The sequence below is a fragment of the Paenibacillus pabuli NBRC 13638 genome, assembly GCF_001514495.1.
Taxonomy (GTDB): Bacteria; Bacillota; Bacilli; order Paenibacillales; family Paenibacillaceae; genus Paenibacillus; species Paenibacillus pabuli.
Genome location: NZ_BCNM01000012.1, coordinates 132021 through 144467, shown reverse-complemented (window position 1 = coordinate 144467; position 12447 = coordinate 132021). Strand labels below are relative to the sequence as shown.

Here is a 12447-nt window from a genome sequence, read left to right as displayed (position 1 = left end):
AATCCTGTAGGATGGTGGCGGTTCATACTTGTTTCTTACACATGAGTGCTACACCTTACAAAACTGCACTTCCGGCTAAGAGCCCGTTCCGGTTACGAATCGTTCTTCCGATCGCTGTTGTCTCTCAAATTTCTTGATGAACCTTATAAAAGGTTGAAATTTGGAGACAAAGGCGAACGCTGACGCTTCTTCAGAATCGATTTCGTCACCTCCACTGCGTTAGCACGTATAACCGTAGCTTTAGCTGTGGCACCCATGCTTCAAAGCAACATGAACCTGAAATTCAACCTACAGGATTTTTATTTTATATATAGTTATAGATGATATCGGTTAAGTGTTGGTATTAGATAATAGTACTCTTCGCCAGAATGTACGGGTTCGATGGATCACCAATCAGCGTCTGACCGCCACTCAGTTTCACATCTTTGTCGAGAATGACATTTTCCAGTACGGCGCCCTCTCCGATGTAGCACTTTTGCATAATGATGGAACCCTTGATTTTGGCGCCCTTTGCCACATGCACACCCCGGAAGAGAATGCTGTCTTCCACTTCTCCGCCTACGATGCAGCCATTTGCAAGCAGGGAATGTTTCACCTCGGCCGTGTCCAGATATTTGGCGGGAGCCTCGTACTTGATCTTGGTCTGAACGGGCTGTTCCTTAAACAGCTGCTCATACAGCCCTGTATTCAGCAGCTCCATACTGTTGCGGTAATAGCTGTCGACCGAATTGATTACCGCGTGATACCCATCGTAAGCATACGCAGCAACGTTCAAGCCATCCGGGTTTTTCTGAATCACATCACGGAAGAAATGGCTTTCGCCATGATCGATGCAGCGCTGTACTTGGCGCAGGAACAATTCTTTTTCCATAATAAAAATTTCAGTATATATATTCGGGTGGTCGGCGCTTTGGTGAATGTCCACCACATTTCCGTTCCCGTCATCTTCAATTTTGACGCAGGCATCATGCTCAGGCAGCAGTTGATCCACTTTTTTGCAGACCAGTGTTACATCCGCGCCCTTGCTTATATGGTACCTGTACACGTCCTGCAGATCCGCTTTGGTCACGTGCCGACTCCCCGCATGAACGACATATTGACCGGAACCACGGCGGAAAAAATCGAGATTGTTGTGAAAATGCTGCAAATCCCCCTGAGAGGTATCCGTCGGATCATTCCAGTCCGGTGGCAAAATAAACATGCCTCCATGCTTCCGATCCAAATCCCACGGCTTGCCGTCACCCAGATGATCCATGAGTGAACGGTACTTCCGGCGGACAAATACGCCGATACTCTCAATGCCTGCATTCATCATGTTGGACAATACAAAATCAATCAGACGGTAACGCCCGGCATAAGGCACCGCGGCTCCGCAGCGAAAGTACGTTAATTCCTTCAATTCCTCAAGCTCATGGTCAAGGTTAATAACTCCGATCAATGGTTTCATCGCATGCACCGTCCTTTTGGCATTAGATTAGGCTTTACTTGTCATTCTCTCGTGAAGCTGACGTTCCAGTTCTTCCTGATCAACCAGTAATATATCACTTTCATCCTCAGGGGCAGGTGACAGATGCACTCCATCCGGAATCACTAATCCTTCGGCAATGATGGCTTTGTGAATGCGTACATTTTGTCCGATCTTCACTCTTGGCATAATAACTGAATCGGTTACGGAGCTGTTCTCCCCAACTTCGATTCCGTAGAACAATACCGAATGATTCACCTCACCATGCACAACGCTGCCTTCACTGATGATACAATGGCTTACCTTCGCTGCGGGTGAGATATATTGCGCAGGTTGATTTGGATTCCGGGTGTATATACGCCAATCCGGGTCATTTAGATTAAGAGGCGTTTCCTCATCCAGCAGATCCATATTGGATTCCCACAGACTGCGGATCGTACCGACGTCCTTCCAATATCCTTCAAATGGATAAGCGTATAGTGATTTTTCATTTTCAAGCAGCAAGGGAATGATATCTTTGCCAAAATCATACGAGGTGGATGCCTGCTGTTCATCCTGAATCAGGAAGCGTTTCAGCACATCCCACTTGAAGAGATAGATACCCATGGAAGCGAGCGTGCTCTTGGGTTCAGGAGGTTTTTCTTCAAATTCATAGATGCGATAATCATCATGGGTGTTGAGCAGCCCGAACCGGCTGGCTTCTTCCAGCGGAACGTCAATGACCGATATGGTGCAATCTGCATCCTTTTCCTTATGATATTGAAGCATTTTCTCATAATCCATTTTATAGATATGATCCCCTGACAAAATGAGCACATGCTCAGGATCGAATTGTTCGATAAAATTCAGGTTACGGTAGATCGCATCCGCCGTCCCTCGATACCAGTTACTGCCGTCTTCACGTTCATGAGGAGGAAGTACATATACACCGCCATTTTTGCGGTCCAGATCCCAATCACTGCCAATGCCGATATAGGAGTGCAGTACCAGAGGTTCGTACTGAGTTAACACACCAACCGTGTCGATGCCTGAATTGGAGCAATTACTGAGAGGAAAATCAATAATGCGGTACGTTCCGCCAAAATAAACAGCGGGCTTGGCCAGTGATTTGGTCAATCCCTTTAACCTTTTGCCTTGCCCTCCAGCGAGCAGCATCGCTACAACTTCCTTTTTTGCCATCATTACAGCCTCCTCCATGTGCATTCGTTCTGATTCATTTCAGAGCCCATAATCCGATATGCTGTTGTGTGGACACTTTTGTCTTGATTAGGAGCATGCTGTACAGACTGTGTTTCATCGAAATTGCAGCCGAACGTCATTCATTGTAATGTCTGAAAGTAGATGATATGTGCAGAATTGCCTGAACTTTTCGTGCAGAGGTGAATAGGTGGATGTAGAAAATTAAGGCGCACCCCGTGAAAAATGCAATACACAACTCCTATATAACATTAAACACGAAACGGGTTGAGGAATCTTGCTGGAAAACTTCGACAAAAGCTTAAGTGGATATCACTCCTTCCTTTATGCCGCTGTTATTAAATATTGTATTCGATAAGAGGGAATCAAAATCCTTTTGTTTTAACTCCAATCATTAAATGGAGAAATAAGTAACAAACTAGCTCCTCAGATGTTTAAAGAAAAAAAGCCGGGATTGCTCCCGGCCAAAGAAGATCTATATAATTTTACGGAACAGCTCCATCACTTCATCTTTGGATGGCTGATAGGGATTGCCAGGTGCACAGGCATCTTTCATGGCGTTGTCCGCCAGCAATTCCACATCAGGGTCTTTCACACCCAATTCAGACAGCTTCTCAGGAATGCCGACTTCCTTGGAAAGCTGACGAATGGCTTCAATCACGTATTCGGAGCACTCCTCGTCCCGTTTGCCCTTCACATCCATGCCGATCGCTTTGGCAATATGCCGGAATTTACCGGGCACATGTTTGGCATTCATTTCTTCCACATAAGGAAGAAGCATCGCGTTACATACCCCATGCGGCAGATCATAGACTCCACCAAGTTGATGGGCCATCGCATGAACATAACCCAGGCCCGCGTTGTTAAAAGCAATCCCTCCCAGAAAACATGCATACGTCATATGTTCTCTTGCTTCCAGATCATTGCCGTCCCTCACAGCTCTCGGCAAGTATTCAAAAATCAGTTCCACGGCAGCAGCCGCTGTAGCACTCGTCACTGTGAAACCGCCAGGCGTCACCATCGCTTCCACCGCATGGGTCAATGCATCCATGCCTGTGGCCGCAGTCAGACTGGCAGGTTTGCTCAGCATCAGTTCCGGATCATTCACCGACAGGTCAACAAGGCTGTTTCGATCCACCATCACCATTTTCACCTTGCGCTGCTCATCTGTAATCACGTAGTTCATGGTCACCTCACTCGATGTGCCCGCCGTTGTGTTAATTGCAACAAGTGGCACGGACTTGTGTTTCGATTGGTGCAATCCTTCATAGTCACGGATATGTCCGCCATTGGTTGCCACAATGCCAATGCCTTTGGCAGCATCCTGCGGTGAACCTCCGCCTATCGATATAATGGCGTCACAGCCATGATCCTGAAATACTTGAAGTCCGTCATGTACATTCTGACAGGTTGGATTGGGCTGTACCTCATCATATACCACATAGTCTAACCCTGACTTTCTTAATATAGACAGCACTTGTTCAGCAACGCCGGAAGAGATCAATCGACGATCGCTTACAACTAGCGCTTTGCGAATCCCCATGTCCTGAATCATCTTGCCTGCTTCCTGCAAACATCCTCTACCCATCAAGTTCACGGGCGGAACATAATAAGCATGTGTTGCCATTTGAACCAGCCTCCTGTAACCCCGGATTTACTATATTTTCATTGTACCTGAATCCGTTTTCAGATATAGTGAAATAAATCACAACCAAGTTGATAAATGTTTCATTTGGACAGAATTATCTAACGATTATGATTGCTCTTCAGCAACTGGCGTGTGAATTGAAAAGAACAAGTTGATCTCGGTTGCACAAATCGAATCGAAAAACAGGGCTGTCCCTGGTCATGTTCATGACTTCCGGGACAGCCCTGCAGATCTTCAGCGTGTCGAGATCGTTTAACAAACCTGGAACGCGTTATTCGGTCAAACTTCAAGGCGGTTTAACGAATCGCATACACTCTATTTACTCGTTTCGCCTCCCCATTGGCGGGTTTCCAGCCGAATAGCGAGCCTGGAGTTCGTTAGAATTATCATTCCGCTCTAAGTCCTGTTATAAGGTGCCATCGATTCGTTAAGGTAGAAGCTCCCGAATCGGCATGTAATAGACGGAATAGGCACTGCCTTGTTCAAAACCAAGCTTACCCGCTATCGCAATGGAATCATGACGGAAATCCTCTGTCGTCCAATGTGGCACACATCCCTGTTCCAATACGAATCGGACATAGTCGCTTGCCATGGCTGTAGCCAGACCTTTGCCACGGTGTATGGGATCGTAGGTATGAATACCTGTTTCATGGTGAATGCCACTGACAAACACCGAGATACAGGTACCTACAACTTTACCCTCATATACCGCGCAAGTACCCACCCCATACCGGATGAAGTCGTCCACCGAATGCCAAAACTTCAAGATCTCTTGCTCAATGATACGACTTTTGTCTTCCACGATTACAGCTCGATCAATAACTTGAAGCGCATATCCCGGGAAAATAGACAAGGAATTGGAACCGGAGCTAAGGCCGGGATTGGAACTGGAGCTGCGTTCCAGCCACTTTTCATACTGCTCAAGATTGAATTGAAAAGGAACTCGCCACCCTTCTCGCAAACGCCCATCGAACACCTGATGCAGGACTGGAGACCAATCTGAACCCGGCTCGGAGTAAACTTCAAGATTCAGCATGTCTTCGCCAGCACCTAACGCTTCAGGTAAAAGATCCTGAACAAGCACTTGTCTGACAAGATTGTTGAACTGTTCATTATCCGATCGCCCGACCAGATAAAACATTTCGTTTTTGGCCCAGATCAGTGCGCTTGTTGGAGCATGAAGTTGATCTGCATAGACACGCCCGCATTGGAGTCCCGCAAGTACTCCACCCATGACCACATGCCCGTTCGTCCCCGAGATGAAGGGTAATAATTGTTTTCGTAGGGATGGTTGATCCAGTAAAACCACCATGGTATAACCTCACATTCGTTGTATAGGGTAGGTAAATGAATACATTCAAATCCGCCCTGCCTCAGAATGCGATAACGTCAGATGTATTCCTCGTTCCCTTTCACCTCTTCGACCTTTATTTTTATTTCTGACTTACAGCGCCTTATCGTCTACTCCGTCCAGCCATGCTTCGATATCGCCGATGACAGAGGATACGCACCCGTCTTCAAATGGAGAATTCAGACCTGCCAGTTCGACCAATCCTGTGAAGGACAGGCTCCCTCCGGCTTTACACAATGTCAGATAATCTGCCCACGCGGACTTCATATCCTGATTGCTGCGTTTCCAGAACTGGAATGCACAGATCTGTGCAAGCGTATAGTCAATATAATAGAACGGCGATGAGAAAATATGACCCTGCTTATGCCAGAATCCGCCCTGCTCCAGATAGGCATTATCCTTATAGTTGATGTGCGGCAGATAAGTTTTCTCAATATTGCGCCATGCCTGTTTGCGCTCCGCTGGTGTTGCATCCGGGTTGGCATAGACAAAATGCTGGAATTCATCGACTGCTACACCGTAAGGAATAAAGAGCAACCCGGAAGACAGGTGGTCAAACTTGTATTTGTCCGTATCTTCCTTGAAGAACAATTCCATCCACGGCCATGTGAAGAACTCCATGCTCATGGAATGGATCTCTGCGGATTCATACGTAGGCCAGTTATACTCAGGCACTGCAAAGTCACGACTCTCATATACCTGGAAAGCATGACCTGCTTCATGAGTCAATACATCGATATCGCCGGATGTACCGTTGAAGTTGGAGAAAATAAACGGCACTTTATAATCATTCAGGAAGGTGCAATACCCTCCGCCCTGTTTGCCTTTTTTGCTTACCAGATCCATCAGTTCATTGTCGGTCATCATCTGGAAAAACGTATCCGTTTCCGGAGACAATTCAGCGTACATTTTTTTACCATTATCTATAATCCAGTCCGCGTCACCCTTCGGTGTCGGGTTACCCGTTTTGAAGCTGAAACCCTGATCGTAATAATAGAGGGTATCCACATCAATCCGGCTGCGCTGACGCTCTCTAAGCTTCGTTGCTACAGGCACGATATAGTCACGAACTTGTGCTCTGAAATTCGATACCATCTCTGCGTTGTAATCCGTACGGTTCATACGATCATAACCAAATTCAACGTACGATGGGTACCCCAGCTTCTTCGCGATCTGTGTACGCACTTTGACCAGTTCGTCGTAAATACGATCGAATTCAGCCTCGTGCTCTGCCATGAACGTATATCTGGCTTCCGATGCGCGTTCCCGCATGGAGCGATCCGTAGATAACTCAAAAGGATGCAGCTGCGGCAAGGTGCGTTCTTCACCTTCAAACGGAATTTTGGCCGAAGCAATCAACTGATTGTATTCCGTGGAAAGTTTGTTCTCTTTCTGAAGATCCTCGATAATTTCAGGGCTGAATGTTTTCAGGGACAGATCCGCCAGCTGGAACAGCTGTGAACCCCATTTTTGTTCCAATTCTGTACGGAATTTAGAGTTTACCAATGCCCGATAATAATCGGTGATGTATTCTTGTATGATCGGAGAGCTTTCATCCAGAAATTCATTTTCTGCTTTGTAAAATGTATCATTGGTATCAATGGAGTGACGGATGTAAACCAATTGTGCCTGTGTCTCAAAATCACTGCGCAAAGCATTAATTTTATCCATATAACCGCTTTGCTCTTCCACTGTAGCCGCAGCTTCAAAACTACTCAGAAGCTCACGGAATGACGTTTTGATATGTTCCAGATCGGGACGTGTATACGTATACTCACTAAATTTCATTTATGTACACCCTTTCCTGTTAGGCATATTTCGGGATTCCCCGAGTTGAACTAAACCCTATTATACAAAAGAGCAGCCTAAAAATCCCAACTTTACGAAAAATATTTGTCCATCGGTCAAATGGAAAAACATCACTCGTTACCTATGTTACGCATAAAAGTTAGGTACGATACGAAAATAAAAGATGCTGCATCAACAGGGAACGGGTCTCCCTCCGAGCAGTATCTTAGTAACTCAGAATACGTTGTATTCGAAATCAACAAAGCAGCTCCTGTACATTCACGTACCAATTGGATTAATTAACCACTTAAATCCCATATGATTTCATTCTATTTTTAGACCTTTTTTTTTGGAAATTATATGCAAATAAGCTGGCCTCGCATCCATCGCGAAGCCAGCTTATAGGCTGGTCATTTCACTTTTCTTTTCAATACATTCTAGTGTTGATCGTTGTCCATAATTTTGTAGAACCAGCCCATTCCGACCATTCCCACAACCATAATGATCGCCATAATAATAATATATGTCATGAATGTAACCCCCCTGCTCCGTATTTCTACACACTACTACCAGTTTACACGGTGAAGCCCCTTTTGAATTGACTGAACATTGACAAAAATACGAAATCTTCAAATTCTCACTACAAATTGTGTCCACAATCATAGCGCAAGATCCATCCGTACTTGAATGAACAAAGTTTCATCCGCCAACCTTACGGTGTATACTATACTTCTATGAATTGGAATTGGATTATACGAAGAAAGGTTTGAAGTGAATGTCAACTCGAATACCCTATTATCGTCAGCTATTATTCGCTTTTTTACTAACTCTTATGCTGTCTATACTTTCCGCCTGCGCTGATGGTGAAGCTCATGTCACAGTAAATATGGACGGTTCATCCGATCTGGGTCTGAATCTCAGCGTAACCGACTCAGCCTTGGGAATGATAGGACAAGACAATCTCATGACCATGCTCGCAGATACGTTGAAACGGAACAATTTCCAGGCCGAAGTTTCGGATCAGGGAGATCGGACACAACTTAAAGCGACCACCCATTATGAGAGAAGTAATGCCGTCTCTACTTTCAGCACGTCGGATCTGCCTGATGGAATCCAGGTGGAGCAATCCACTACACCCGGTTTCTTCACTTCCAAATTGCATATTGCTGCGGAAGCAGACCTGATGCAGACCATACCTGATGGAGAGGTCAAAGAGCAAATTAGCAAGGTCCCTGGATTTCTCAAAAATTTGCTGTTAAAAGATGTAAACTTTGACTTCAAGCTAACCCTGCCGATCAAAGCGCAGAATTCCAACGCAGATCTGGTCGAAGATCACGGAAAAACGCTAATTTGGCACGTCTCTCCACTGAATACGAATAAGCTGGATTTGACCGTACAGGTCCCGAATATTCGGAATATCATTATTACGGGGGGCATTGCCTTGGTACTGATCATTTCATTACTCATCTGGTTTATGGTCCGACGCAGACGAACCAGACAGGGGCGGATTGTATAACAACCCACAACTCTAAAGTTTGGATAAGATAACGGCTCTTTCTTTTCCGACTTGCCAAATGATGTCATGGATAGTAGAATACTTCCGTACTGTGTGAACGGTTAAATTTAATTATGGAAAAGTTAAAGAGGTGACAGGTTTCATGAATATCCGAGAATGCCCATTGCCTGGTATCGGTGTAAAGTACCAGTTTGATACAAAAAGCGGCAATCAGCTGGTCATTATTGTGCACGAAGACGGACGCCGTGAATTATTTTCAGTGGACCCGAGCGACAACGAAGAACTCACTCTGATCGCTGAACTGGAAGATGACGAGTGTGTAACCCTTTCCGGGTTAATTGGTGGATGGTCCTGACATCTGTCAGGGTCAAATACGAATCGTACGCCAAAATAACCTGCCCCTGGATTCCATGGGCAGGTTATTTTTTATTGTTACGTTGGCACGTAAAATCATTCATGGATTAGGTTGGGATCGAATATAGGGGACCCAGGTGTTGAGCACCCGACTTATTTCCGTGGAACTGAACGGTTTGCTAATAAAATCCTGCATGCCGCATTGCAGACAGGCTTCACGGTCATTCGCACCTGCAAAGGCTGTTATAGCAGCAATGACGGGTATCTCAGGATGGGTTTGCCTGATTTTACTGGTTGCTTCGATCCCGTCCATAACAGGCATCTTAATATCCATAAATATGAGGTCGTATGTTTCCCTTTCCAGTGCTTTGACCGCTTCTTCCCCGTTCTCCACAATGTCGCATACACCGCCGAGCTTACGAAGCATTTCCTCCAGCAAATGACTGTTCAGCTCCTGATCCTCAGCCACAAGAATTTTGATGCCTGTTGCCAGGCTTGTTCGATCCAGCTTCAGATCGTTATCGGGAACCTTCTCACTCGGATCAGTAGATTCATCCTTCCATCGTTCAAGTAACAGAGTGAAGTAAAAATCTGCCCCTTCTCCTATCTCACTCTGTACGCCAATGGCACCCCCCATGAGCTCCACCAATTTCTTGCTGATGGCCAGCCCCAGGCCTGTGCCTCCGTATTTACGATTGATGGCCGGGTCGAGCTGTGAGAAGGATTGGAACAGTTCGTGCTGCTTATTGAAAGGAATGCCAATCCCCGTATCTTTGACCGAGAATGACATGAGAAGATGATTCTCGTCATTACACTCCGCAGGTTCAACGTTTACCTGAACCTGAATGCTTCCCCTTTCCGTGAATTTGACAGCATTCCCCACCAGATTTATAAGAATCTGCCGTATTCGCGTTTCATCCCCTCTTACACGCTCAGGAATGTGTTGTGACATTTCGCAATATAGTTCAATATTTTTTTCCGAAGCTTTGAGCGCAAATAGTTCCATGACCCCGCCAAGGACGGCTTGGATGTCAACGGGCTGGCGTTCCAGGTCCATTTTTCCCGCCTCAATCTTGCTGAAATCGAGGATTTCGTTCAGGATATACAACAGTGATTCACCACTGTCAATGATGATATCAGCGAAGCCATTCTGCTCCTCATCCAGCTCTGTTTCTTTTAACAAATGTGCCATACCCATAATTCCATTCAGGGGTGTACGAAGCTCGTGGCTCATAATCGCCAGAAACTCGGATTTCGCCCTGTCCGCATGTTCTGCTAATTCCTTGGCACGAATGATATCCTTCACTGATGTCATATCGCGGAAAACGAGAACAGCACCACGGTTGGCGCCCTGATCCATCATCGGTTTCAACTGGAACTCTGCCAGGAAGCTGGAGCCATCCTGTCTCCAAAATACAGACTCTGATCGTGGCAGGGCTCGCCCCTCACGTACCGCTTGAAGAATGGGAGTACCATTCGACGGATAAGGAATACCTTCGCTTTGCATTTGTAACATGATCTGTTCAAGCGGCTTGCCATTCATTTCAGACGGGCAGAAATTTATCATCTCCGCTGCAATTGGATTGGCAAATATCAAGTTTCCATTCTGATCCAGACCAATCACCCCCTCAGACATCGCGTTGAGGATCAATGCTCTTTCGTAGCTGAGATTTTCAATTTCCTCTACATATCTTTTGGACTCCGTAATATCACTGGTTATTCCATAGACGCCGACGACTCGATCTTCAAGCACAATCGGAACATTAATCACACTCGTTTCAATACGCTGTCCGTCTTTGTGAATCAGCCCGATCTCATAGCTCTGTGCAGTACCCTTTACGGTTTGTTCAAAATGATACCTCGTCTTATCCAGATCTACGGGATCAATGAGGTGATCAAAAGGCCTGCTAAGCAGCTCATCTTTGGAATGGCCTGTTAATTGTTCCTGGCCTGCATTAGCTTTCAACAAGTTCCCTTCCAGATCGAGCGAAGCCACTCCCAGCGGGTTACAGTCAAACAATGATGTATATTCCTGAAGACTTAACTGCTGCTGCTTGCTCGCTGTAATATCGCGTGTCACTGCGATCATTTCCTGAAGATTCCCTTGTTTGTCATATACATAATGAGAGATCGTATCCGCCCACACAACAGAACCGTCCTTATGCTGGAGCCGATAGCTGATTCGATCAGGAGCAAGACCCTGAATTTGACCAGCTACGTAAGCATCGACAAGCGGCACATCGTCGGGATAGATGCAGAACAAGCCGGATTGACCAATCACTTCTTCCGGCTCATATCCCAACATGCTTTTGCAGGCTGGAGATACATACTTGAATGTCCGCTCCGGATCGGCATGATGTATGGCAATCAGGTCAAGCGATGATTCGGCCAGCAATCTGGAGATTTGACTGCTCTCCTCCAGCTGTTTACGCTGGATAATCAGTCGATTTTCGGCATCCTTCTGCTTCGTAATATCCGCTGCCTGTACAAGCAAATAAAGGGGCTCACCGCTCATCTCATCCCTAACGATGCAGGCTCTTACCGTCGCCCACAGGAAAGAATTATCCTTGCGCTTAAGCCGTAACTCGGTTTCATACATCGGACTTAACCCATTGGTCATATCCCAAAACTCGGATCGAAATTCCTCCATGTTCAGATCTTCCTCATAAACCATATGTAAAATTGGGGAATCCATTAATTCATCTTCACTGGATCCCAACATTTCGCAAAATGCCGGATTAAGCTGGAGCCAACGTCCGTTCACATGCGACGCTACAGCAATGCCGATTGGTGCATGTGTATATAATTGTTCGAACAGAGAACGATTCTCTGCAATTGAATTCGACACCGCATATCCTCCTTTACTGGGAATCTGAATATATTCCGTACGAACAGATCGACCTGAACATAACTTCATCTATAAGAGTACTACCCCAAATGTGATGATGTATAAACGATATCAGCGAAATTCCAGGCAATAATCGACACGTTTTATCCTATGCCCATGCTGGCTCCTTTTGTATATAAACAAATATAAACAAAACCGCACAACTGGCGTCATATACTACAGAATACGCGTGCATACCCTTTAAAACAAGGCTGAACATCCAACTCATACGGGAGGTAAT

Annotated in this window: 8 protein-coding genes; 2 read left to right on the top strand and 6 right to left on the bottom strand. The window is 45.8% G+C overall.

The window, feature by feature from the left end:
* Window positions 1-343: 343 nt before the first annotated feature.
* The 5 genes from glgD to PPA03S_RS17445 form a co-directional block, all read right to left on the bottom strand.
* Entirely contained in the window at window positions 344-1447 is a 1104-nt protein-coding gene (glgD, locus tag PPA03S_RS17465) for a glucose-1-phosphate adenylyltransferase subunit GlgD (RefSeq protein WP_062324598.1), read from the bottom strand.
* 27 nt (window positions 1448-1474) lie between these two features.
* On the bottom strand, window positions 1475-2644 hold the full coding sequence (locus tag PPA03S_RS17460) for a glucose-1-phosphate adenylyltransferase (protein ID WP_062324596.1): 1170 nt from the start codon (window positions 2642-2644) through the stop codon (window positions 1475-1477).
* Window positions 2645-3137: 493 nt separating this feature from the next.
* Window positions 3138-4289, bottom strand: a complete 1152-nt coding sequence (locus PPA03S_RS17455) for an iron-containing alcohol dehydrogenase (RefSeq protein WP_062324594.1) — start codon at window positions 4287-4289, stop codon at window positions 3138-3140.
* A 448-nt stretch (window positions 4290-4737) separates the two neighbouring features.
* Window positions 4738-5622 (bottom strand): GNAT family N-acetyltransferase, encoded by an 885-nt coding sequence (locus PPA03S_RS17450; RefSeq protein WP_062324592.1) that lies wholly within the window; start codon window positions 5620-5622, stop codon window positions 4738-4740.
* Between the two features lie 132 nt (window positions 5623-5754).
* Window positions 5755-7449, bottom strand: a complete 1695-nt coding sequence (locus PPA03S_RS17445) for a M3 family oligoendopeptidase (protein ID WP_062324590.1) — start codon at window positions 7447-7449, stop codon at window positions 5755-5757.
* An 886-nt stretch (window positions 7450-8335) separates the two neighbouring features.
* Between PPA03S_RS17445 and PPA03S_RS17440 the strand changes: the two genes are divergently transcribed.
* Together PPA03S_RS17440 and PPA03S_RS17435 are read left to right on the top strand one after the other, a co-directional pair.
* Window positions 8336-8965: a hypothetical protein gene (locus PPA03S_RS17440; protein WP_062324588.1), complete on the top strand. Its 630-nt coding sequence runs from the start codon at window positions 8336-8338 to the stop codon at window positions 8963-8965.
* 142 nt (window positions 8966-9107) lie between these two features.
* Window positions 9108-9320: a cation:proton antiporter regulatory subunit gene (locus tag PPA03S_RS17435; RefSeq protein WP_062324587.1), complete on the top strand. Its 213-nt coding sequence runs from the start codon at window positions 9108-9110 to the stop codon at window positions 9318-9320.
* 99 nt (window positions 9321-9419) lie between these two features.
* Here PPA03S_RS17435 and PPA03S_RS17430 read toward each other — a convergent pair whose 3' ends face one another.
* On the bottom strand, window positions 9420-12167 hold the full coding sequence (locus PPA03S_RS17430; RefSeq protein WP_062324584.1) for a PAS domain-containing hybrid sensor histidine kinase/response regulator: 2748 nt from the start codon (window positions 12165-12167) through the stop codon (window positions 9420-9422).
* Window positions 12168-12447 lie beyond the last annotated feature (280 nt).

Excerpts from the sequence above, each read along its gene's own strand:
- PPA03S_RS17445 (WP_062324590.1), bottom strand. The coding sequence starts at position 7,449 with ATGAAATTTAGTGAGTATACGTATACACGTCCCGATCTGGAACATATC.
- PPA03S_RS17435 (WP_062324587.1), top strand. The coding sequence starts at position 9,108 with ATGAATATCCGAGAATGCCCATTGCCTGGTATCGGTGTAAAGTACCAG.
- glgD (WP_062324598.1), bottom strand. The coding sequence starts at position 1,447 with ATGAAACCATTGATCGGAGTTATTAACCTTGACCATGAGCTTGAGGAA.
- PPA03S_RS17460 (WP_062324596.1), bottom strand. The coding sequence starts at position 2,644 with ATGGCAAAAAAGGAAGTTGTAGCGATGCTGCTCGCTGGAGGGCAAGGC.
- PPA03S_RS17450 (WP_062324592.1), bottom strand. The coding sequence starts at position 5,622 with ATGGTGGTTTTACTGGATCAACCATCCCTACGAAAACAATTATTACCC.
- PPA03S_RS17455 (WP_062324594.1), bottom strand. The coding sequence starts at position 4,289 with ATGGCAACACATGCTTATTATGTTCCGCCCGTGAACTTGATGGGTAGA.
- PPA03S_RS17440 (WP_062324588.1), top strand. The coding sequence starts at position 8,336 with ATGGACGGTTCATCCGATCTGGGTCTGAATCTCAGCGTAACCGACTCA.